Origin of the sequence: Metabacillus sp. 84 (assembly GCF_050107715.1) — a bacterium.
In the GTDB taxonomy this organism is placed as follows: domain Bacteria; phylum Bacillota; class Bacilli; order Bacillales; family Bacillaceae; genus Metabacillus_B.
On record NZ_JBNILN010000001.1, the window covers coordinates 708034 to 731735 of the forward strand.

Annotated in this window: 22 protein-coding genes; 8 read left to right on the forward strand and 14 right to left on the reverse strand. The window is 44.8% G+C overall.

What is annotated here, in order from left to right; all coding sequences use genetic code 11:
- Positions 1-105 precede the first annotated feature (105 nt).
- A complete protein-coding gene (locus ACQCV8_RS03525; RefSeq protein WP_426843154.1) occupies positions 106-987 on the forward strand; it encodes a helix-turn-helix domain-containing protein in 882 nt (293 codons plus the stop codon).
- A 2-nt stretch (positions 988-989) separates the two neighbouring features.
- Here the strand turns inward: ACQCV8_RS03525 and ACQCV8_RS03530 are convergent, their stop codons facing one another.
- From ACQCV8_RS03530 to ACQCV8_RS03545, 4 genes are all read right to left on the reverse strand, one after another.
- On the reverse strand, positions 990-1229 hold the full coding sequence (locus ACQCV8_RS03530) for a hypothetical protein (RefSeq protein WP_426843155.1): 240 nt from the start codon (positions 1227-1229) through the stop codon (positions 990-992).
- 278 nt (positions 1230-1507) lie between these two features.
- Positions 1508-3100, reverse strand: coding sequence for a solute:sodium symporter family transporter (locus ACQCV8_RS03535; protein WP_426843156.1), 1593 nt, complete (start codon positions 3098-3100; stop codon positions 1508-1510).
- Positions 3101-3353: 253 nt separating this feature from the next.
- A complete protein-coding gene (locus ACQCV8_RS03540; RefSeq protein ID WP_426843157.1) occupies positions 3354-4286 on the reverse strand; it encodes an SDR family NAD(P)-dependent oxidoreductase in 933 nt (310 codons plus the stop codon).
- A gap of 75 nt (positions 4287-4361) precedes the next feature.
- Positions 4362-4943 (reverse strand): TetR/AcrR family transcriptional regulator, encoded by a 582-nt coding sequence (locus ACQCV8_RS03545; RefSeq protein ID WP_426843158.1) that lies wholly within the window; start codon positions 4941-4943, stop codon positions 4362-4364.
- 182 nt (positions 4944-5125) lie between these two features.
- Between ACQCV8_RS03545 and ACQCV8_RS03550 the strand changes: the two genes are divergently transcribed.
- Entirely contained in the window at positions 5126-5938 is an 813-nt protein-coding gene (locus ACQCV8_RS03550; protein ID WP_426843159.1) for a bifunctional hydroxymethylpyrimidine kinase/phosphomethylpyrimidine kinase, read from the forward strand.
- Between the two features lie 1055 nt (positions 5939-6993).
- Entirely contained in the window at positions 6994-7224 is a 231-nt protein-coding gene (locus ACQCV8_RS03555) for a hypothetical protein (protein WP_426843160.1), read from the forward strand.
- A 98-nt stretch (positions 7225-7322) separates the two neighbouring features.
- Here ACQCV8_RS03555 and nfsA read toward each other — a convergent pair whose 3' ends face one another.
- On the reverse strand, positions 7323-8072 hold the full coding sequence (nfsA, locus tag ACQCV8_RS03560; protein WP_426843161.1) for an oxygen-insensitive NADPH nitroreductase: 750 nt from the start codon (positions 8070-8072) through the stop codon (positions 7323-7325).
- Between the two features lie 15 nt (positions 8073-8087).
- On the reverse strand, positions 8088-8942 hold the full coding sequence (locus tag ACQCV8_RS03565; RefSeq protein ID WP_426843162.1) for a fructosamine kinase family protein: 855 nt from the start codon (positions 8940-8942) through the stop codon (positions 8088-8090).
- A 195-nt stretch (positions 8943-9137) separates the two neighbouring features.
- Between ACQCV8_RS03565 and ACQCV8_RS03570 the strand changes: the two genes are divergently transcribed.
- The gene (locus ACQCV8_RS03570) at positions 9138-10496 is read left to right on the forward strand and encodes a YjiH family protein (RefSeq protein ID WP_426843163.1); all 1359 of its coding nucleotides are present in this window, start codon (positions 9138-9140) and stop codon (positions 10494-10496) included.
- A gap of 169 nt (positions 10497-10665) precedes the next feature.
- Here ACQCV8_RS03570 and ACQCV8_RS03575 read toward each other — a convergent pair whose 3' ends face one another.
- The 3 genes from ACQCV8_RS03575 to ACQCV8_RS03585 all read right to left on the reverse strand — a co-directional run bounded on the left by ACQCV8_RS03575 (position 10666) and on the right by ACQCV8_RS03585 (position 13698).
- Entirely contained in the window at positions 10666-11502 is an 837-nt protein-coding gene (locus tag ACQCV8_RS03575) for a YitT family protein (protein ID WP_426843164.1), read from the reverse strand.
- Positions 11503-11638: 136 nt separating this feature from the next.
- Positions 11639-12847 carry an MFS transporter gene (locus ACQCV8_RS03580; protein ID WP_426843165.1) on the reverse strand — a complete coding sequence of 403 codons (1209 nt, stop codon included), beginning with the start codon at positions 12845-12847 and terminating at the stop codon, positions 11639-11641.
- 227 nt (positions 12848-13074) lie between these two features.
- Positions 13075-13698, reverse strand: coding sequence for a flavodoxin family protein (locus tag ACQCV8_RS03585; protein ID WP_426843166.1), 624 nt, complete (start codon positions 13696-13698; stop codon positions 13075-13077).
- Positions 13699-13999: 301 nt separating this feature from the next.
- Here ACQCV8_RS03585 and ACQCV8_RS03590 point away from each other — a divergent pair, with 301 nt between their 5' ends.
- Positions 14000-14290, forward strand: coding sequence for a spore morphogenesis/germination protein YwcE (locus ACQCV8_RS03590; protein ID WP_426843167.1), 291 nt, complete (start codon positions 14000-14002; stop codon positions 14288-14290).
- Positions 14291-14480: 190 nt separating this feature from the next.
- Here the strand turns inward: ACQCV8_RS03590 and qoxD are convergent, their stop codons facing one another.
- The 4 genes from qoxD to qoxA are packed head-to-tail and all read right to left on the reverse strand — an operon-like array spanning position 14481 to position 18393.
- The gene (qoxD, locus tag ACQCV8_RS03595) at positions 14481-14852 is read right to left on the reverse strand and encodes a cytochrome aa3 quinol oxidase subunit IV (RefSeq protein ID WP_426843168.1); all 372 of its coding nucleotides are present in this window, start codon (positions 14850-14852) and stop codon (positions 14481-14483) included.
- Positions 14845-15468, reverse strand: a complete 624-nt coding sequence (qoxC, locus tag ACQCV8_RS03600) for a cytochrome aa3 quinol oxidase subunit III (RefSeq protein WP_426843169.1) — start codon at positions 15466-15468, stop codon at positions 14845-14847. Before qoxC ends, qoxD begins: the two co-directional genes overlap by 8 nt.
- Positions 15469-15482: 14 nt before the next feature.
- Positions 15483-17435 (reverse strand): cytochrome aa3 quinol oxidase subunit I, encoded by a 1953-nt coding sequence (gene qoxB, locus ACQCV8_RS03605; protein WP_426843170.1) that lies wholly within the window; start codon positions 17433-17435, stop codon positions 15483-15485.
- 16 nt (positions 17436-17451) lie between these two features.
- On the reverse strand, positions 17452-18393 hold the full coding sequence (gene qoxA, locus ACQCV8_RS03610) for a cytochrome aa3 quinol oxidase subunit II (protein WP_426843171.1): 942 nt from the start codon (positions 18391-18393) through the stop codon (positions 17452-17454).
- Between the two features lie 342 nt (positions 18394-18735).
- Here qoxA and ACQCV8_RS03615 point away from each other — a divergent pair, with 342 nt between their 5' ends.
- Positions 18736-18951, forward strand: coding sequence for a hypothetical protein (locus tag ACQCV8_RS03615; protein ID WP_426843172.1), 216 nt, complete (start codon positions 18736-18738; stop codon positions 18949-18951).
- A gap of 47 nt (positions 18952-18998) precedes the next feature.
- Here the strand turns inward: ACQCV8_RS03615 and ACQCV8_RS03620 are convergent, their stop codons facing one another.
- Entirely contained in the window at positions 18999-20942 is a 1944-nt protein-coding gene (locus ACQCV8_RS03620; protein ID WP_426843173.1) for a choice-of-anchor I family protein, read from the reverse strand.
- Between the two features lie 271 nt (positions 20943-21213).
- Between ACQCV8_RS03620 and ACQCV8_RS03625 the strand changes: the two genes are divergently transcribed.
- On the forward strand, positions 21214-22851 hold the full coding sequence (locus ACQCV8_RS03625; protein ID WP_426843174.1) for a PTS transporter subunit IIBC: 1638 nt from the start codon (positions 21214-21216) through the stop codon (positions 22849-22851).
- A gap of 1 nt (position 22852) precedes the next feature.
- On the forward strand, positions 22853-23647 hold the full coding sequence (locus ACQCV8_RS03630) for an endonuclease/exonuclease/phosphatase family protein (RefSeq protein WP_426843175.1): 795 nt from the start codon (positions 22853-22855) through the stop codon (positions 23645-23647).
- Positions 23648-23702: the final 55 nt, after the last annotated feature.

Sequence of the window (23702 nt, forward strand, 5' to 3'; positions counted from 1 at the left end):
TTTTTGCTCCGAAAAATGCAGAATCCTAATATGGGCGGAATCAATCACGCAGGTTTTTCACTTTAACTAAATCATTTTTTGCTTCAGGATGAGGAGGAGTCTACTATGGCAGGTCTGCAGCACGGGGCCGTCGCCTTTCGCTTTAAACAGGACCCGGTGAGCGAATTGGCGCAGCTCTGGTCGGTGGGATGGGATCTACAAACCTCCCCAATTTATTCATGGAGCGGAACGGAACGAAAAGATCTTGGCAAGATCATTTTCCAGGTGACCCTTTCAGGATATGGAGACGTTCAGATTGACGGAAAAACGCACCGGGTGCACCCCGGCCAGGCATTTGTTGTGAAAAGCCCGAGCAATTACAGGTATTATCTTCCCGAAACGAGTGAAAAGTGGGAGTTTATGTATATCACCTTGTATGGCAAAGAAGCAGACCGCTGCTATGAGCATATCAGGGAGAAAACGAACCAGGTGATCCGCTTCCACCCCGAGTCTGTTCCCGTTAAGCTGGTAAAGCAGATTTTCGATGAAGCCAACAGCAAAAATGTCACATCTGCCTATAAGGGCTCAAGTCTGGCCTACCAGTTTATAATGGAGCTTTATGAATATGTATCGGAAATGGACAGAGAGATGGATGAATGGCCTGAAAGTGTAGTAAGCGCGGTCCTGTTCGCAAGACAATCCTATCAGAATCCGATCGGTCCGGATGAAATGGCGGATGCATCCGGGTTATCAAGGTACCATTTTACGAGGATTTTCAAAAAAGAGACGGGCTTCACACCGATTCAGTATTTAACCAATATCCGGATTTCCAAAGCAATTGAACTGCTTGCCCATACGAAATATACGACGGAGGAAATTGCCGCACTCGTAGGCTATACAAATGCCAACTATTTAAATAAAGTGTGCCGGAAAGTCACCGGAAAATCTCCCGGCGAGCTCAGGAAAGAAAAAACAGAATGGCAGTCAGATAAGTTCCTGCAGGAATAGCGTTATGATTTTTCATCGATTTCAATGGTGAGTGACCCTTTAGAGTGAACAATTCTCATCGTTGTTCCGGGGGTCATAATGTTTTCAAAAATATCCTTTGCAGTTTGCAGCGCGAGTTCCATCCGCTCCGCCTTCTCCGCTTCCTCTTCTGTTAAAGCTGACTGGCGGAGTGACGCGAGAACCTGCTCATGATCCTTTTCCAGCCGGGAATAAATTTCATCGTACAGCTCTTCAATCTTCAAAAAACCACCCGCTTTGTTCGTTTGTCCGTTATTATACCATGTCCTGCATGGCAGCAGTCCATAGTGCTTCTGCTTGCCTTTACTCTTTGCATTCGAATATCATTACAGGCTTGGTCGCTAAAAGTGAAAACATAACCGGATCGTATCCTGCAAGTTTCATTCTGACTGGATTTCCGCTGCCTCCACGCTAAAAAAACCGGGAACTCCAAATTGGCAGTTTCCCGGTTTTTTCACTTTGCTGTTTGAAGAGCTTACTATGAGCTTCACGCTTTGACACATCAGCCGTTTGCAAACCCGGCAGTCGAGAATAGCACATAAACGGAAATCATCGCTACGATGGCTGCAAATCCCATCGGATAAAGCAGCTTCCACGGGGTGATGTCGACCGCTTTGCGATCTTCAAGCGTGTAAACCTCTGTTTTCGGCCAGAATTTTCCGATAAGAAGCATCAAGCCGACACAAAGGACAAAGAGAACGGCAAGGATATGAAGGAAATGAACTCCCGTATCCCAAACCAGCTGGGTAATGGCGTAAACTGAGATAAACAGGGCAAGCGCAATTTTCGCAGCAATGGCCGGCACACGCTTCGTCGTGTAGCCGACAATGATGATGGTCAGAATCGGTACATTATAAAATCCGTTTACGATCTGCAGGTACTGGAAAAATCCCTGCGGTACAAACATGATCAGCGGAGCGACGCACATTGCGAAAACAGCCAGGAAAATCCCGGTGATTTTGCTGTTTTTCACAAGCTGGGCATCTGTGGCATCCGGCCGGAAATACGGCTTGTATATGTTCAGAGTAAAAAGGGTAACCGATGAATTCAGCGCAGAGTTAAATGACGAAAGAATCGCGCCGAAAAGGATGGCTGCAAAGAAACCGACCAGCGGTGTAGGCAGAACATGATTGACAAGCATCGGGTAGGCTTCCATCGGTTTCAGGTCCGGTCCAAAAATGTTGAACGCAATGATTCCCGGAAGAATAAGAAAGGCTGGACCAAGCAGTTTAAAGAAGGCTGTGATAACCAGACCCTTTTGCCCTTCCTTTAAACTTTTCGCAGCAAGCGCACGCTGGATGATGTGCTGGGCTGTCCCCCAGTAGAACAGATTGACAAGCAGCATCCCCGTAAACATTGTACTGAAAGGAACTGGATCGGAATTTGAGCCGACCGAATTTAATTTTTCCGGTGATTTTTCAACAATGGTCTGGAATCCGGCAATCGGGTTCCCATCCCCTAACACGGTTAAGCCCAGGTAAGGAATCAGCAGTCCCCCGACAAGCAGTCCGATTCCGTTGATCGTATCGGATACAGCAACCGCTTTCAAACCGCCGAATATGGCGTAAATGGAGCCGATGATTCCAATCGTCCATACTGTAATCCAGATGGAGGTCTGATAATCTACCCCAAACACTTCCTGTACATTAAAGATTGAGCTGAGTGCGGTTGCTCCGGAGTACAGGATTGGCGGCAGCAGGTTTAAGACGTATCCAAATAAGAATAGGAGTGTGACAATCTGCTTTGTCCCGCTGTCAAACCGTTCTTCGAGAAAGTCGGGGATCGTTGTCAGTCCGCCCTTTAAATATCGCGGCAGCAGGAAGAAGGCAACAAGCACAAGCGCGATGGAAGAACCAACCTCCCAGCCCATCACAGACATATTGAATTGGTAGCCGTCCGCATTCAGGCCAACCAGCTGCTCAGTCGATAAATTGGTCAGAAGCAAAGATCCGGCGATGACCCAGGCGCCCAGACTCCTCCCTCCAAGGAAGTATCCCTCCTGCGTATCAAGCTTTTCCTTTCTTGTTACAAAATAAGAGATAACGGCCACGAGGCCTGTAAAGAAAACAAACGAAACAACAGTCAAAAGATTCACTAAACCCACTCCTCAAAAGCAAAGAGGCAGCGCTTTCACAAGCGCTTACATTTACTTAATTAATTTAATTAACGACACTTGAGCATCTTCCGTGTATATTTTTCTGGCTGTCTCTCATTTTATAAACGCTTTCATGTTTCGTCAACAGGGGCATAATTGCTCGTTTACAGGATTATTTTGCTATCTTCATGCTCGTCTGCACAGCCCGCATACGCAAAAAAGCCATCCAGGGGACAGCTCCTTTTCACTCATTCTATTCTTTTCTCATGTAAGCCAGGGTAGCCCGGATTCCTTCATCATAAGATGTTGCCGGCAGCGGCCCGATCGCCGATTCATATTTTTCTCCGGAAAGAATAACCGGCTCTTCATTTAAATACATCATTTCCCCCATTTCCCTCATGTTTCGGTCAAACCATCCCATCACCCATATCGCACCTTTTCCAATTTTCATAACAGACGCCGGCTTCCCGGTTTCTGACCGGATGATTTGGATGATGTCCTTTCCTCTGATCGTACCTGCACCCGGAATATTCCAATTCTGTCCGTAAGCATGGTCCGCTTCCGCAAGATTCACCGCAGCTTTCGCTCCATCAGGTGTATAGATAAATTCCCGGGGAAGTGTGAGGCTGCCGATATAGATTGCCCGTTTATATTCGGATGCGGGTTTGAGGGTTTGATGAAGAAGCGTGTTCTCTGCGTTTGGACCATAATAATCAGGAAAATGCAAAACCATATAAGGAACCCCTGATTCCATTGCCATCTTTTCCATTGAAAGACGGATTCTTCCTTTCCGGGTATGGGGACTTTTTTGCGCATTTTCCTTCACTTTTTTGCCGTTTTGCTTTCCATATGCATATATATTATCAATGATTACCAATTTGGCCTTCTCATGAGCGGCCGCTGTCAATGCATGCCTCATGATGGCCGGATGCCCCTTATCCCAATCAGGGTAAGGTACGCTTACTGTATGGAAGATGATGTCCGCCTTTTCACATGCTTTGAGGACATCCTCTTCCTCATAAGCATCTCCTGTAAGAATTTTCACTTGTTTCCCTTTAAACAGCCGTTCCATTTTGCTTTGATTCCTTGCAAACGCCGTCACCTCATAGCCCTTGGCAATCAATTCATGGACAAGTGAATAGCCCATCCCTCCTGAAGCTCCCAATACCGCTGCTTTTGTCATCATCTATTCCTCCTTCTTTTATTTAACCAGTGGTCAATTAAGGTGAAAAGCAGGCTGCAGACCGTGTTCGATCTGCAGCTACGTAGATCTTAACAAAGAAACAGTTAAAAATCGGGCATGCCGATCTGCCATCTCCTTTGACACTTCTAAGTCCATATCAATTTTAATATAGTGGGTCACAAATCCATGAAGGGCGAGGAAAATGGACCAGATTTGCGAAACGTCCGCATTTCCTCCGGAAAGCTTGTAAACAGCCTGCGCAAATTTTTCATAGCTTTTATTCGGCTCCTCCGCCAAGTAGCTTTTTACTTCCTCATCCTTTATGAGAAACATGACTTCATAATGGCTTTGATACGTTAACCCAAACTCAATGTAGCCAAGCATGACCTTCCTCAGCTTATCTTCATCGGTTAAATCGTTTTCAGCCATGATTGCATCCAGAACCTCATCAAGCATCCGAAAATCTGACTGAACCATCGCATAAAAGAGTTCAGCTTTGCTTTTAAAATGATAGTAAATGGAGCCATGGCTATAGCCGAGTTCAGAAGCGATTTTTCTCATGGATATATTCCGGTAGCCTTCTGCTGAAAACAGTTCCCTGGCTGACTCCATTATGATCTCTTTTGTCAATTCCTGCTTGACTGCTTTTCGTGCTGCCAACTTTCCACCTCATTTATTAACCACTGTTCAATTAAATCGTACACTTATTTTCCAATCATTGCAAGCCAGGGCAGGTATCTTTATTCCCGGATGCCCAATTGGTATACTAATATTATAGACATTGGTCTGCTGCAAGCAGAACCATAAATATAGAGGTATGTATAAGGATGGAGGTACATGATATGAAAATGCCAAAAGCATTAACCATTGCCGGATCGGACAGCAGCGGAGGAGCAGGCATTCAAGCTGACTTAAAAACCTTTCAGGAGCATGGTGTATACGGAATGTCCGCTCTTACCGTCATTGTTGCCATGGACCCGCATAATGATTGGCAACATCAAGTCTTTCCGGTAGAGCTCGATGTCATAAAACCGCAGCTTTCCACTATTGTAGAAGGCGTTGGCGCGGACGCAATGAAGACAGGCATGCTGCCAACCGTCGATATCATCCGCCTCGCTGCGGAAACCATTAAGAAGCACAACCTGAAAAACGTTGTCGTCGATCCTGTGATGGTCTGCAAAGGAGCGGACGAGGTCCTTTACCCGGAGCTTGCTGAAGCACTTCGAGATATTTTGACCCCTGTCGCCACTGTGGTGACCCCTAATCTATTTGAAGCGGGTCAGCTGAGCGGCATTGGTGCTATTACATCCGTTGAACAAATGAAAGAAGCGGCCGCGATTATTCATAAGCTGGGGGCTCCATATGTTCTAGTCAAAGGCGGCGGAAAACTGGAGCATGAAAAAGCAGTGGATGTCCTTTTTGACGGAACAGACTTTGAAATCCTTGAAAGTGAGCGGATCGACACATCCTATACCCACGGCGCAGGCTGTACCTATTCAGCCGCAATTGCCGCTAACCTTGCAAAGGGACTGGATGTTAAAAACTCCATTTATGACGCGAAGAAATTTATCACAGCAGCAATCAAACACTCATTCCCGCTAAATGATTACGTGGGACCGACCAACCATGCAGGCTTGAGACTGCACGGTGAGTAAAAAGCTTTAAGCCCGATCGGTGGATTGGGCTTAAGGTATTTTTTGGAGGCCAGAATAAGAAACATCGATTGTATTGATTAACACCATTTCACATATGTTGGATAAGAAAATATCTCCATAAAACACTTTACCAATGTAAGGTTGCTTACTTGATTTAATGTCCGAATTTTCTTTTAAATAGTTATTTAATGATCCAGCGTTGACCCACTCTTCTGTATAAATCCAATCTTTCAGCCTCAAAATCTAATTTTTGCTGATTTAAGACTTCATTTAATTCGTCTTCTGCCATTGTCTGGATTTCTTCAGGAGCTAAAAGAGGAGTTGAAGCCTTAGCTGACACAGACGGATTATTAAATAGACTTACTCCTAAGACTCCGATAAAATTAATCCTATTATTTAAAATAATTCCAGTTATTAGGTAAATCCAACTAAAATTTCATCAAAATAACCCATTACTTAATTGGAATAACTCGCAGAGTAAAAAAACTCATAATTACTAGTCTTGTTCTCTACCATAAGAAACCTGCTAAAAACTCAAACGTTACTCGCTTGAAGTTTTTAAGGTAGTCTTGCACAGTAAAATTTTAAAATCTATTTTACATCGTTGAAAAAGCTCTGCAGATTTTGTAAAACTTTTAGGCATCACTACAGTCTGAAAACTGGGATATCTAAGATCAGGACATTGAGCATTAGCTTTAGGCATCATAGGATTTCCACCCGCCTCAAGTATTGCTACTCCAAAATAGTTATCCACACTTTTATGAAGCAGATGTTATTATTTTGTAAATTATTAGATATACACAGATGATTCTACCTTTACAAACAGTTTATCCACAAGAGTTATCAACATATCCACAAAAGTTATCAACATTTTGTGTGGGTACGTTTGTTCCCTACTATATCTGTAATAGATTTTAGATTCATACACAAGTTGTTCACAGCTTTTACGTTTTCCACAAGGATTTTACGGAATCTGTGGAGAAATAGTTGAAAGGACCATGGAGAAATCTTATCGTGTGTAAGAATAAAAGAAAAATCCGGGGGAAGCTGCTTCGATGTCAGAACTTTTTTTTCTTATTCTCATTGCTTACGCAGTCTGTTTCATCCTGTTCACTCTTTTGTTTGCAATTGTTCACCGTCTTTCAAATAAAACAGGGCCGTTCCGGAATGCAGCGGCGGACGTTGTCGATCTCCTCGTTCTTACGCCTGTTGGCTGGGCCATTTCCCTTCTTTACTTTCTTTATCTGGTGGCTGTTTTCCCACTATGGTGGCTGAGGCGGAAATAAGCAGTGCAAAACAGCACATAGAATGCTGCAGCAGGCTGCGTTCCGCCGCAATGCAGCTGCAAAAAAAGGCCCCTTTTACAAAAGGAGGCCTCTTCCCATTATTGCTTATCAAATCCTTTGCCCTGAACAAATTCCTTCATATACATTCTTTGCGGATGAGAGAGCATTTTTGCCATTTGGCCCGTCCATGTATCGCTGCGCTTTCCTTCAGTGCGCTCGTGATAATAGGATGAAACAGTCTCATTATAGGTTTGCAGCTGCTCCTTATAGCTCTGATCCTCTGTAACGTATTCATCCTCAAAATAGAGGTGCTCAAATGGAAGCCTTGGCTTCACATCCGGGTTTTGATCCGGGTGGCCGACTGTAAGACCAAAAAGAGGAATGACTCGTTCCGGGGTTTTAAGGACATCGGATACGGCTGGGAGATTATTGCGGAGACCGCCTATATAACAGATTCCAAGCCCCATGGATTCTGCTGCAACAGACATGTTCTGGGCAGCTAATGCCGCATCAATGATGGCTACCATAAATTTCTCGGTGCTCTCCAGCGATTCTGTCAGATCAGCACCCTCCATTTCCCCCACCTTTTGATGCCGGAACAGGTCTGCACAAAATACAAAGAAATGACCGGTGTGTGCCACATAGGACTGTCCGCCGGCAAGCTCGGCCAGTTTCTGTTTTTTATCCGGGTCTTTTACCCCTATAATTGAGTAGGCTTGGACATTGCTGGAGGTCGAGGCTGACTGGGCGGCTTTCACAAGAAGATTGATTTGTTCATCCGTTAACGGCTGGTCCTTAAATTTTCGGATTGATCGATGGTTAAGTATGGTTTCAATAGTTGAGTTCATGGAAAATCTCCTCCTTTATGCATACCGGCTGATAATCTGGTCTACTGCCCTGCCATAAGATTCACCAAACATGTTTAAATGTGCCAGCAGATAGTAGAGCCGGTAAAGCGGTTTTCGGTCTTCGTATCCTTCAGATAGGGGAAAGGCCTCCTGATAACTGCTGTAAAACGCTTGACTGAAGCCTCCGAACAGCTCGGTAAAGGCTATTTCAAATTCATGATCTCCGTATAGAACTGAAGGGTCAATTAAAACAGGGTTCCCTGACTCACCGGTCATCCAGTTTCCTCCCCATAAGTCTCCATGCAGGAGAGATGGCTTAGGATGATGGCCAAGCCAGCGGTCAAGATTCATCAGCAGTTTTTCCATGCTCCTTCTTCTCGGTACCGGCATATGCCCTCTCCCGATCGCCAGCTCCAGCTGAGGTTTTAATCGCTCATTTCTGTAATAGCGGACCCAGTTTTTATGCCAGCCATTTTTTTGAGGAAGCTTCCCCATATAAGTATCGCTTCCGTACCCGAATTTTGTATGAAAGGTTTGATGCATGGCAGCAAGCTTTGTCCCTAATTCCGTCTCCGTATGCTCTGTTTTCCGTCCTTCTATCCATTCCATGAGCAGAAAGGGAACACAGTCTATCGTGCCGGTTTTGAAAACAAACGGAACGGCAATTGCGTTTGATGAAGCAATTTCCTTCAGCCCATCTGCTTCAGCATGGAAAAAATTGATGGATTCCTCTCTGTTCGTCTTGAGGAAGTATTTCCTCGTTTCAGTCTGAAGCATCCATGCTTCATTAATATCCCCGCCGCTGACAGGGGACGATTGGAGAAGTTTGCTGTTTTCCCCAATTTCGTTCAGAATCAGCTCAAAATTCACGCTTCATCACCTCCGCACGCAGTTAAAGAATATCCAAGCCAGGCCGGTGCAGTCAACTATCTGGATTTATAAAGGTTTGAAATCGAGATCAATAGGAAAATAAAGAAAGTAGTCCAAAAAACATTGCATTTTTCGTTAAATGCATTAAAATGAGTAACGTTGCATAAATTATCATCCCTTTAAGGAGTTTTCATATTGACTACATTGACAAAGAAACGAATCCCGCCATCCAGCATAATCAAATTTCTCATCCCTTCACTAATTGGCATCATTCTTTTTATCGTTCCCATTCAATATGAAGAGGCCATTACGATTCCAATTGCCATCTTGTCAGGCATTCTTCAGGATGTGCTCGGCAGCTATCTTCCTCTTATTATGACAATTATCATTATTTTAGCACTCGCTGGCACGGTGTTAGCTAAAACAGTGAAACCGGCATTTATGAAAAACAGTCCGTTCTTCATTTCTTTATTCGATGTGCAGCCTGTGTGGTTTATAGCCCGTATACTAGGGGCTGTATTTGCTGTCCTTACATTATTTAAAGCAGGTCCGAAGTGGATCTGGTCTGAAAATACAGGGGGGCTGCTGCTCGGCGATTTGCTGCCGGTGCTTTTCAGTGTTTTCCTGTTTGCCGGTCTGTTCCTGCCGCTTCTTCTTAACTTTGGTCTGCTCGAATTTTTCGGCGCTCTGCTTGCGAAGTTTATGCGCCCGGTTTTCAAGCTTCCCGGCCGCTCCTCGATAGACTGTCTCGCTTCATGGCTTGGCGACGGGACGATCGGTGTTCTGCTGACGAGCAAACAATATGAAGAAGGCTTTTATACGAAAAGAGAAGCAGCTGTAATCGGAACAACCTTTTCTGTTGTATCCATTACGTTCAGTATCGTGATTATTGAGCAGGTTAACCTTCAAAACTACTTTTTCCCATTTTATCTGACAATTGCAGCCGCTGGAATTGTCGCGGCTATCATCTGCCCGAGAATCCCTCCGCTCTCCAGAAAAGCGGATACGTATGCTAATGATGAGGCAGCCGGATTGAACGAAGAGATTCCTGCAGAATACTCACGTGCAGGCTGGGGATTGAAAATGGCTGCAGACAAAGCTGCAAAAAGCAGAGGAGTAAAGGAGTTCTTCAAGGATGGCTCCAAAAATGTGCTGGATATGTGGATGGGGGTTGCCCCAATCGTTATGGCCCTTGGCACGATCGCATTAATCATTGCTGAATTTACTCCCGTGTTTAAATGGCTCGGGCTTCCGTTCATTCCACTGCTTCAGCTATTGCAGGTGCCTGAAGCTGCGGCAGCCTCCCAGACGATTATGGTCGGGTTTGCCGATATGTTCCTGCCATCCGTCATCGGATCAGACATCGAAAGCGATTTGACAAGATTTATCATCGCTGCACTCTCTGTCACCCAGCTGATCTACATGTCAGAGGTTGGCGGATTGCTTTTAGGGTCAAAAATTCCAGTATCCTTCTGGGAACTGTTCGTTATTTTTCTGCAGCGAACGATTATTACCCTTCCAGTCATCGTAATTGCTGCTCATTTGCTGTTTTGAGGTGGGTGGCAGTACCATGCGAGGGGATCCCATTTTTTAGAATGACGCGATTCCACAAAGTAAACCCCCGGTATTCCGGGGGTTTCTTTTCTCAGCAGGGCTTTTTAAACAGCCCATAAATATGTAAGCTGGCTTTGCTCCATTCTTTAATCCTTCAAGAAGCTTCCAGCTAGGTTTTAGGAAACGTAAATCCCTCTCCGAAGACATCCCTCACATCATGAATAACGACGAATGCTTTATCATCAATTTTGTGGACTATTTTTTTGAGCATAAACAGCTCCTGCTTGTTAATGACGATATAAAGGATATCCCGGGATTCCTGCGTATAGCTTCCTTTTGCTGTAATCACGGTGACCCCTCTGTCCATATCCGCATTAACCTTCGCCGCTACCTCATCTGCATGGTCGGAAATGATGGTGGCTGCTTTCCGCGTATCGAAGCCTTCTAATATGTAATCCAATACTTTTGTGCTGATATAAATGGAGATGACGGTATACATCGTATTGGCTGCACCGATGACGAAGTAGGAGCTCAATACGACAATCATATCAAAGAGGAGCATCGAGCTGCTTACACTCCAGCCAAGATATTTCTGCGTCATCCTTGCAAGGATCGCTGAGCCTCCTGTCGTTCCGCCCGCGCGAAGCACAAGCCCTAACCCGACCCCTATAAAAATCCCCGCAAAGACGGTCCCCAATATCGTATCGTCTGACGAAGGAGCCATACCCTCCGTGAAGTGAAGAAAAACGGATGTGAAGAAGATGGAGATGATGGAATAGTACGTGACACGCTTGCTTAGAAGCTGGTATCCGAATACAAGCAACATTCCATTCATAATAAAGTTCGTAATCCCCGGAGACCAGCTGAATACATAGTAAAGGAGCATGGAGATCCCCGTTACACCGCCTTCTCCAAGCTCATTCGGAATCGCAAAAAAATTGACTCCAATGGCAAAAAAGAAGGATCCGATAATGAGCAGGCTGTATTCTTTTACGTTCGTCAGCATAAGTCACCCTCCTTTTTCGTTTTACGTAGCAATGGCCGCAAAAAAATCACTGCCGGCAAAGGGCTGCCGGCAGCTTTCTGTTTATCAATATATCACCGCTTTAAGCGATTTTCAATCGTTTAAGCGTGGCTGTTTCCTACTCTTCCATTTCTGTCTGCTTTGTTTCCGTTCCTAAAAAGGCAACAGCGAGAATGCCGACAATAATGGAAAAACAGAAGATGGTGAAGATCGTTCCGATTTCCACTTTTTCTGCAATCAGATAACCGACGAGCAATGGTCCTAAAATTCCGCCAATCCGCCCAAATGAAGCAGCCATGCCCGAGCCGGTGCCCCGAATCGAAGTTGGATATTGCTCTGGTGTATAAGCATACAGCGCGCCCCAGGCACCAAGGTTAAAGAAGGATAGGAGCATACCAAAAGCGAGAAGGGCTGAGGCAGTTTCTGCGTTCCCGAAAAAATAAGCACTCAGGGCTGTTCCGCTAAGGTAAACGATCAGAACAAATTTCCTCCCCTTTTTTTCAATCAGCCAGGCAGCACTGAAATAGCCGGGCAGCTGGGCAAGAGTCATAATCAAAACATACTGGAAGCTTTTAATCAAATCGAATCCCTTAAACGTCATCACACTCGGAAGCCACAAAAACATTCCGTAATAGGAAAACACGACAGAAAACCATAGAATCCAGAGCATGGCGGTGCGTTTCGTGTATTTCCCTTGCCATACCTTGGCCATTTTCTTCCAAACGGTTTCTTTATCCTTAGACTGGACGGCTTTGAAGGCCTGTGAGTCCGGAAGGTTCCAGCGGAGATACAGGGCATAGAATGCCGGCAGCGCACTAATAACGAGAGCCGTCTGCCATCCGAAGCTCGGAATAATGAAATAAGCAATAAGTGCTGCCAGCAGCCATCCGCCTGCCCAGAAGCTTTCCAGCAGGACAACAATTCTTCCGCGTTCGTGAGGCTTTACACTCTCTGACACAAGGGTCGAAGCAACGGGAAGCTCTCCCCCTAGTCCCATCCCTATTAAAAAACGAAGAACTAAGAAAATCGGAAGGGCCCATGCCAATGCCGATAATCCGCTTCCAACCGAAAACAGCAAAAGCGTGATAATGAAGACATTTTTTCTTCCAATCCGATCTGCCATTAAACCAAATACAAGTGCACCAACCGCCATACCGATTGAATTCACCGATCCAATCCATGCCATCTGATCGGGCCTCAGCTGCCAATCTATTGCCAGGGCCGCAATGATAAAGGAAAGAAGACCGACATCCATTGCATCGAACATCCAGCCCATTCCTGCTATCCCTAAAAGCTTTCGCCGTGAAAGCTGTTTTTGCTCCTTCATATGTAACACCCTTCTTTTTGAAAATTCTTCTTTATTATGTCACAAACCGATATGTATGAGAATAAGAAAGGAAACTTTATTGCTTTGGCATACTTAAGGGTGTTCTTATCTTTTAGAAGCTATTAAAAGATCATTCTTCCCGTTCGATGGGCCTCATTCAAAAGTACCCAAAACGAAAACCCGGAAAAAGCTTCCCGGGTTCTTACATCGCTGGTTTACAGACCTTATTATTGAATAACGGTTCCTTGGGCCGGAATTGGATTCTCCTTTAGCATTTTAGCGAAATGCATGAGGTTGTAGGCAAGCATTTGAACATGCTGCTGGGTGAATTCATTTTTGTAGCCTTCCGCTTCAACAAAGGACGGACCAGGTCCCGCTTCCCCCACCCAGTATGTATCCACATTAGGAGGAATGGTAAAGCCCATATGGGACAGACCATATAGAATGGATTTGGCTGCATCTTTTGCTCCGTCTTCATTTCCGGTAATGACAACGCCGCCGACTTTGTTGTAATAAATGGATTGCCCTTTTTCATTCGTTAAACTGCTTCCACCGTAAATCCGTTCCATCACCATCGTTGCAATGCTGCTTTTTTCTCCGATCCAAAGAGGTGTGCCAATGATTACAATATCTGCTTCCTTTACTTTATCAAAGATCTGGGGCCACTCATCTCCGTCCCCCATATCATCTGATATTCCGAAGGATACCTGGTAATCTGCCACTCTTACGACCTCTGCAAAAACACCCTCGCGCTGCATGATGCCTGTAACCTTTTTAATTAAGGCTTCTGTATTTGATTCTTCGTCGCCTTTCTTTAAGGAACAATTTAGTACAAGAGCTTTTACTGACATGTTGACGCCTCCCTATCAATTTTGTTCAATTAGACACTGAGTTTCTATTTTGCTGTGCATATGTAAATGGCAGCAAGCTTGTAGTATAAAAATTCCACATTTAAGAAATGCTAAACATATGAGCTCTCCTTAACCAATAGATGAATGAAAAAATAGGCAGAAATTATCAAATAAAACCCTTTAATTTTCAGAATTTTGTGATATACTAATTGTAACAAAACGTTCACAATTTGTTCTTTTATCTGCCACAAATTGGCCAAGTAATGTAAGCGTTACCAAAAATTTTAAGGAGGTAAATGAAATGGATGTTTTCGTTGTTTATCTTTTCATTGCAACCGCGACTCCTTTATTTCTCTGGCCGGAAAGAAAAAAATTAGCTCTAATTCACATTCCTTTTATTGCTGGGATGTGGACCTATTTTATTCTTTATCTCAGCGGAAGCCTTAACTTCATCGACCACTTTGTCCTCAATATGATCTTCGTCGGCAATGTCATTTTTGCCCATATCGCAGCATTCCTGATTTATGCCTTCCCTATCATTAAACGTGAGCACGATAAAAAGCATTCACCAAAATCACCTATTATTGAGTAAGCCTTGCATCGCATGGATGCAAGGTTTTTTTCTTAAGAAGCACAAAAAAACCGGAAGCCTTTGTTCCAGCAGGAACTGTGGCTTCCGGTTTTATTATATTATTTCAGCGGTTGGGGGAATTCTGCAGCTTTACACAGGAATTCTTCCCAAGGCTCTTGATTCACATCATGCATCAATTAAATTGAATCGGTTAATGTCCGCTATGCTCTTCTCCATGCTCACCGTGTGCAGGAGGATTTTTCTGATGCTCAGAGTGTCCGCCATGGGAACCCATAACCCAAACTGTACCGGCTGCGATAACTACAGCAATGAAAGCAGCGAAAACAGTGTTTATGGTTTGGATCCAGCCGCTCTTCGTTTCCGTCATATGCATAAACATGAGCAGCTGCAGGGCAGCCTGGAAGAAAGCAAAAACGAAAATTACGATTAATATGGTCGTACTGGAAAAGCCTGAAGCTAAAGCAACCCACAGTGCGATAAGAGTGAGTACGATTGACAAACCAAATCCGACCACATGGCTCCAAGGAAACTTGTCATGAGATGTTTGTGTTTGACTAGCCATGATGCAGCACCATCCCCATTAAATAGACTCCAGTGAAGATAAAGATCCAAATGACATCAAGGAAATGCCAGTACAGACTTGAGATGAATAGCTTTGTTGCGGTTTGAGGAGTCAGACCTCGTTTTTTCACCTGAATAAGAATCAATGATATCCAGACGATACCAAGCGATACGTGAAGTCCATGAGTACCTGCCAGAACAAAGAAGGCTGACCAGAAAGCACTGGTTGTTAATGCTGCCCCTTCATGAATATACTCGATAAACTCGTATATTTCATACCCGACAAAGCCTGCGCCGAGCAGAAGGGTGAGAATCGTCCAGATGAAAACACCCTTCATGTTATTCCGGCGGAGCTCATGAATCGCAATACCGCATGTGAAACTGCTTGTTAAAAGCAGGAATGTCATAATCAGTACGCCTTCAACTTTGAATAGATCTCCTGGAAGCGGGCCATCAGCCGTTTGGTTGAATAGTGCGAAATAGGTTGCAAAAAGGGTTGAGAACAACGCAATTTCCGCTCCAAGGAAAATCCAGAAGCCAAGAATATTCAATCTGCCTATTTCAGATTGGTATTCAAGCGGCGTGTTAGAACCATCATGTGTATGAGCATGTCCCAATGTGCACGCCTCCTTTATACGGTTGCCCGTTTTTCAGTTTCTTGAATCTCTTCTACGCTGACGTAGAAGCCGTCATCATAATCAAATGAACGCTGGATCATCGTGATAAAGACGCCGATAAGCCCGATGATCGCCATCCACCATAGAGAGAATACCATACCGAAGCCTGCGATACCGAAGCATACAGACATGATCAGCGGTCTGCCGGAATAGCTCGGCATATGAATCGGTTTATAATCTACCGTTTCTCTTTTGCCGGTTGTTTTGTTCTTCTGTTTAATTCTCCACCATGCATCCATTCCTGTTACTTCAGGAATAACGGCGAAGTTATAGTGCGGCGGAATGGCGGTAGTGGTCGCCCACTCAAGTGTCCGTCCATCCCAGGCATCGCCTGTTTGTTCTCTTTCAGCATAACGGTAGCTGTAATAGATGTTATACACAAGAACTACAAATCCTACAGCCATACCCAGTGCTCCGATTGAAGCAACGATATTCAAATCCTGCCATCCGTCAGATGCATCATACGTGTTCACACGGCGAGGCATACCGTCAAGACCAAGGAAGAACATCGGGAAGAAACATACGTTAAAGCCGATTGTGAAAAGCCAGAAGCTCCAGCGGCCAATTCTTTCATTCAGCTTGTGTCCAAACATTTTCGGATACCAGTAGTATAGTCCGGCGAAACATGCAAATACAGTACCTGCAATGAGCACATAGTGGAAATGGGCTACAAGGAAGTATGTGTTGTGATACTGATAGTCAGCAGCCGCCATAGCAAGCATAACCCCTGTTACTCCCCCGATAGTAAAGGTCGGGATAAAGGCCAGCGCCCATAGCATGGCAACCGTAAATTTAATTCTCCCTTTATAAAGGGTAAACAGCCAGTTAAAGATTTTAACTCCTGTCGGGATGGCAATTGCCATTGTCGTGATCGAGAAGACCGAGTTAACACCTGCACTTGAACCCATCGTGAAGAAGTGATGGACCCAAACAAGGAAGCTCAAACCGGAAATAACAACAATCGCTACGACCATGGCTTTATAGCCGAACAGTGCTTTTCTGGAAAAGGTTGCAATAACTTCAGAGAAAATACCAAATGCCGGAAGGACAACAATGTATACTTCAGGATGTCCCCAAATCCAGAATAGGTTCGCCCACAGCATTGGCATACCGCCATCTGCCAGCGTAAAGAAATGAGAACCGAACAAACGGTCAAATGTCATAAGAGCAAGTGCTACAGTCAGTACAGGGAATGCGAAAACGATGATTAAGCATGTAATGAGAGCAGTCCATGTAAACATCGGCATACGCATAAGCGTCATGCCTTTTGCACGCATTTTTAAAATCGTTACCATGAAGTTAATACCGGTCAGCAAGGTACCAATACCAGCTACTTGCAGACCAAGCAGGTAATAGTTTTGCCCCGGTCCAGGAGAACTTTCCACTCCGGCAAGCGGCATGTAGGCCGTCCAGCCTGCAGAAGGAGATCCTCCAAATACGAAGGAGATGTTAAATAGCATAGCTCCTACGAAAAATGTCCAGAAGCTCAATGAGTTTAGATAAGGATAGGCAACATCGCGCGCTCCGATTTGAAGAGGGACGACAACGTTCATCAATCCGATCAGGAACGGCATTGCCATGAAGATAATCATAATCGTACCATGAGTGGTGAATATCTCATTGTAATGCTGTGAATTTAGAAACTCGGCGCTGTTGACCGTGAGCTGCGCACGCATGAGCATAGCGTCAACCCCTCCGCGGAACAGCATGAGGATCGCGGCAATGATATACATAATGCCAAGTTTTTTATGGTCAACAGTTGTTAGCCAGTTCGTCCAGAGCCATTTCCATTTTTTGAAATAGGTCAGAACGAATATGATTGCAATGGTTGTAAGACCAATAGATACCTGGGCTCCCATAATCAGCGGATCATCAAGGATCAGATTGTTCTTTATAAATTCAAACATTCAATTTCCTCCTTTCCTAGTTGGAGCCTAGTTCGTCCCCGGTGTCATTCTGTTCTTTCTCTTCATCCTTTGAATGATGCGATTCGTAAGTGATGCCGTATTTCTCCCTGATTCGAAGCACGTATTCAGGATCTTTAGCGTGGTCTACGAAGTCAAGGTGTGTAGATGAGAATTTCATCGGTTCCACATGTCCCGGGAACATCAGCTTTTCATACTCCTCTTCTTTCAGTTCAGGAGCACTTTGGGATTCTTTTACCCAGCTGGCAAACTCTTCTTCTGTCTGAGCATATACTTTGAAGCGCTGATCCGTGAATCCTTCACCGGTGTAGTTGGCGTTACGGCCTTCATAGGTGCCGGGTTCGTCAGCCTGAAGATAGAGCTTCATTTCCATTTCAGACATTGCGTATTTCTGTCCGCCGAGCTGCGGAATCCAGAATGATGCCATATTATCTGCTGAAGTTAAACGGAATTCGAGCGGACGGTCTTCAGGAATGTAAAGCTGATTGACTGTTTCAATGTCCTCTTCCGGATAGCTGAAAATCCATTTCCAGTCTACCGCTGTGGCATAAACGACAAGAGGCTCCTTATCTGAGTGTTCGCTTTCAGGAATTTCTTCCAGGCTGTAGATCGCCTGAACAGTCGGGATGGAAAGCGCGATTACAATAATAACCGGGATGATCGTCCATACAACCTCAAGGAACTTGCTGCCTTCCATTTCAGGCGGCTCGTACCCCATGTTTGTAGGGCGCTCGCGGTATTTTATAATGATGAGAATAAATAAGACAAATACGACTGCTATAATAAACAGCATGAATACGATAGAGAGCATGATCAGGTCTCTTTGCTCTGCAGCAACCGGCCCCTTAGGATCGAGAACTGCCATCTGGCTGCAGCCGCCAAGCACGAATACTGAAATTAAAGCTCCAAACAAAAATAAAGGTTTTAAATATTTACCCAAAAGGTTCACCTTCCTTCCCAATCCTTGTGCAAAAAATGACAAAAAAGTTCAATACCTCTAATCCACTTAAACTTTTACCCTTATAGTAACAGACCATAAACAGAAATGTCTTTTCCATTTCATAATGTCATCCAGTTTTCATACAAAAGTCATAACTTGTTCATTATTTTTTCACAATATTGTCACATAATTGGATATTTATTGATTTGAAAGAAGTTCCCTCCTTTTAAGACTTTTGAAGACTGCTAGCAGAAAAATAAAATTCATGAAACGCTTACAAAAAAGCGAATCAAAGCGTTTCATTTTCCGGTAAAAGTGGAATAGCAGAATTATATCAGGGAGGTGGAGATTTTGTCGAAGGAAAGCACAAAACACCGCAAAGATCATCCCGAACAGGTTCCGACAGATAAAGAAAGCATGCATGATCAGTTCGAGGAAGAGCAAAACGTTGATTCGATTCCGCTTGAGGATTTGAAGCAGGACATGCAGGATGAAAAGAAGAAGCATAAAACAAAGAATGATTCAGATTCAGAAGATAGATTCAAAAAGAATAAATAAAAAAAACCGGCGGCTGTCTGCTTAACGCAAACACCGCCGGTTTCAGCTTATTGTTCAGGAACCATCAGCGTCTGTCCTGCCATAATAAAATCAGGGTCTTCAATATAATTTATTTTCATCAGCCGCGGCCAGGGAACCCCTGCATTTGCCGCAATTTCATAAAGTGTATCCCCTTTTTCCACCTTGTATTGCGTATTTACCGGACCCGTTTTTAAACGCTGGGAAACGAAGAGGAGATCCGGCTTGTTCAAGCCATTCAGAGCTCTCAAATACTCAGGTGCGGTTCCGTACTTACCCGCAATGTCAGTCAATGTCTCGCCTTTTTTGACAACATGCTCTTTGCCGCTGCTTCCTCCTCCAAGTTCCATGACCGCAATGGTCCCGCTCACTTCATGCGCAACTGCAAGCAGCGGCCGTCCGTTTGGACTGTCTTCTGCATTTATAAAGAGAACTCCCTCAGGTGCCACATCGCCGGAAGGCTCGTCCCCTTTAAACTCTCTCGTGGAATAATAGGCAGAAAACCTTGGTTTTTCCGGGTCATTGATTTGATACGCGGCCACTCCACCCGTACCCTCAAGTCCGATGAAGGCATAATATTGGCCATCGACAATCCCGGCTGCCGCCGTTTCAGGTTCCGGACCCTTTTTCACGCTCCGGTCATCAAGGAGATTCTCATCATTCGGGGTGTTAAAGTATTTCGGAAGGGCCTTTGCGGTTATTTTTTCAAGCTCCGCTCCGCTGTCCCAGACGAGCTTCATATCCTCTGTATCCCGAATAGAAAAGGACCTGCCCCCCAAGCTGTATATCGCCTCATACTTTCCATCTTTATTGACCGGCGCAGATTTTGTCATCACAAGCTTTCCGAGCTGGGATTCGTCAAACAGACCTGCCTCCACCATTCTGTCAATCTGCTTTTGGGACAGCCCTTTAAAATGTCTGGCCTTCAGATCAAATTTGTCTTTTGCTTCCGCTGTGATGATTTCTTCTGAGTAGCCTTCATAATCCTGTGAATCTCCTTCATTTGCCGTAATCAGGTATTCTTTTCCATTCATCTTGAAAATGGTGATTCCATCCGGCTGATACAACCCTAAGATGGGATAGGGTTTAATATCAATTTTTCCGTCTGTTCCTGAAGCATCCATTGCGTTTTCAGACAGGGAATGATCCTTGTAGCCCAGATTATAAACTCTTGTAAACGCCCCATTTTTCAAATCCAGCTCGGCAATTGCATTGCTCTCCTGAAGCACGGCATATGCTTTGCTGCTGTCGCTTTTGACAGCGAGGTACTCGGGCTCGAAATTCTGCGGCTGGGTACTGTCAGGATTTACTTTCCTGATTCCTCTATCCACCTTTACATTCTCATCAAACAGAACGTTTTTAGCCTTAGCTTTATTCACTCCATTCGATAGGTCAATAATGGAGACAGAGCCCTCGGGATTGACTTTGTAATCCCCGCTTGGTTCCCCTTCATTGGCCGACAGCACCTTCTTCCCATCAGGAGTAAACGTCACCATATCCGGAAGGGCCCCCGCTCTGACATGATGGATGTACGTTCCATCCGTCTTCAGAAAAATCACATAGCCCGGATCTGTTTCAGGCTCTGCCGTCACTGCCACAGCCAGGAAGCTGCCGTCCGGGCTCACAGCAACGCTCGTAATATCACTGATCGCTTTTATGGATGGACTTAATTCGCCGAGCGGAATTTGCTTAACCCTTTTCAAGGCAGAAAAATCCCCCTCCGGATCCAAAGCGAGACTAATTATATCCAGCGCCTTCTCTGCCCCGTTAATAGAAAAAAGCTGCTTCGTCTTTTTATCGTAGGCGACAATCTCCGTTCCTCCCTCATTAAATGCAGCACCGCTCTCGTATCTGGCTGTAACTTTCATCTCGAGCGGTTCTTTCCCGCTCAAGGAAATTTCCCTGGCTTTTGCTCCTGCTGCAGGCTGAGTTAAGAATAATATGCTTGCTATTGAAATAATCCAATACTTCATTTCACGTCCTCCTTATCGAATCGTACATGGATATTTTTTATTAAAAATCCGAATTCTAACCTTATAAAAAAACTTTCCGTTTAATTTTTGTTCCAAATAAAATTTTTTTAGAAAGTATTGCAATACGATAACAGATTTCATATAATCAGTATGCAAACGGTTGCACTAATTTGCACAATTCTTTTTTTATTTTTTCAATAAAATGTAATCGGTAACAAATAAACGTTTTTTACGCATCAATGTAAGCCCATACATGGAGGAGGAGCAAGAAATGAAAAGTTTATTCACGTTTGATTTCTGGCAAAAATTCGGAAAAGCGCTGATGGTTGTCGTAGCGGTTATGCCGGCTGCCGGAATTATGATTTCACTGGGAAAACTGGTTGCCATGATGGGCGGAGACCTCGCACTTGTCATGACCATCGCAAGAGTCATGGAGGATATTGGCTGGGCCATTATTACGAATCTTCACATTCTGTTCGCTGTAGCAATTGGAGGCTCATGGGCCAAAGAACGCGCGGGCGGAGCATTTGCAGCTCTCATTGCATTCGTTCTTATTAATCGGATCACCGGCGCGATTTTCGGAGTAAGCGGTGCCATGTTTGACGATCCGGAGGCTGTCGTTAACTCCCTTTTCGGACAGGAATTGCTGGTTAAAGATTTTTTCACAACGGTTCTAGGTGCTCCTGCTCTTAATATGGGAGTTTTCGTCGGAATTATCTCCGGCTTCCTGGGAGCGAACCTCTTTAACAAATATTACAACTACAACAAACTTCCTGACGCTCTAGCCTTCTTTAATGGCAAGCGCTTTGTCCCTTTTGCCGTAATCGGAGGCTCCGTTCTTACTGCAATCGTTCTTTCTCTCGTTTGGCCGTTTATTCAGGGAATGCTTAATGACTTTGGAAAATGGATTGCATCTTCTAAAGATACAGCACCCATCATTGCTCCATTTATTTTCGGTACTTTAGAGCGACTGCTCCTTCCTTTCGGACTGCACCACATGCTGACTGTACCAATGAACTACACGGCACTTGGCGGAACTTACACCGTCCTTACCGGGTCAAACGCCGGAGCGATCGTATCAGGGCAGGACCCGCTATGGCTTGCATGGATTGCAGACCTGAATAATTTTCTTGCAGAGGGAAATCAAGCCGGTTATCAAAAGCTTCTCGAGGATGTCCACCCTGCCAGATTTAAAGTAGGACAGATGATCCTTTCAACTGCTTCCCTGATCGGGATTGCTTATGCCATGTACCGCAATGTCGATAAGGACAAGCGTAAAAAGTACAAATCCATGTTCCTTTCTGCCGGTCTTGCTGTATTCCTGACTGGTGTAACAGAGCCGATTGAATTTATGTTCATGTTCGCTGCACCTCTTTTGTATATTGTGTATGCCATTACAACAGGTCTGGCTTTCGCCCTTGCAGATGTCATCAACCTGCGTGTTCACTCTTTCGGATTCATTGAGCTGTTAACCCGCACACCTATGATCTTCAAAGCAGGTTTATGGATGGATTTCGTTAACTTTATCATTGCATGTCTTGTCTTCTTCGGACTCAATTTCGGAGTAGCACATTTCCTTATTAAACGCTTTAACTTCCCTACTCCAGGCCGTAACGGCAACTATATTGAAGAGGGCGAGGGAGAGAAAAAAGGCGGGGCCGTTCAAGAAGGATCACTTGCTCCTGCCATCATCGAACTTCTAGGCGGAGCTTCCAACATCACGGACGTAGACGCATGCATGACCCGTCTCCGCGTTACAGTTAAAGACCCTGCCGCCGTCGCAGGCGAGCAGCAGTGGAAAGAACAAGGCGCTCTTGGCCTGATTGTAAAAGACAAAGGTGTCCAGGCCATCTACGGACCAAAAGCTGACGTAATTAAATCTGACATTCAGGACCTGCTGGGAGCATAATATGAAGCTTCTTACTCTCAACTGCCACGCCTGGATTGAAGAAAACCAAATGGAAAAAATAAACACCCTTGCCAGAACCATCACAGAAAAAGATTATGATGTCATTGCCCTTCAGGAAGTCAATCAGTCTATGAATGCTGAAACAGCAGACGGACTGATAAAAAAGGACAATTATGCGGTAGTCCTGCTGAGCGAGCTTAACAAACTGGGCTCCTCTGAATACGAGCTTCACTGGGGCCAATCGCATATCGGATACGACATTTATGAGGAAGGCTCGGCAATCCTGACCAAATATCCGATTAAGGAAACCCATTCCTTCCTCATCACAAACAGCACCGATCCTGCTTACTGGAAAACAAGAAGAATCGTCGGGGTAACAGCAGAGGCTGAAGGAGAACTCATCTCCTTCTACTCCTGCCACCTTGGCTGGTGGGACGATGCGGAAGAGCCATTTAAAGAACAGGCCATGTCCCTCCTTCGTCAAGTACACAAGGAACACCGCTTCTTCTTGATGGGAGACTTTAACAACAACGCCCACATCCGCGGCGAAGGCTACGACCTCCTAACAAGCCAAGGCTTGCTAGACACGTTCGTGCTGGCTGAAGAAAAAGACAGCGGCATCACTGTCCCAGGAAAGATTGCAGGCTGGGAAGAAAACGAAAACCCCCTCAGGATTGACCTGATTTTAACCAATCAGCCACTCCGTGTTGCGAGTTCCGCCGTCATATTCAACGGGGTTAATAAGAATGTAGTATCGGATCATTTTGGGGTAGAGGTTGAGGTAGGATTCAACTGAATGAATGCTGAAAAATAGTTAACCAGCCAGGTTTCCTTTATTGGGGGCCGGCTGG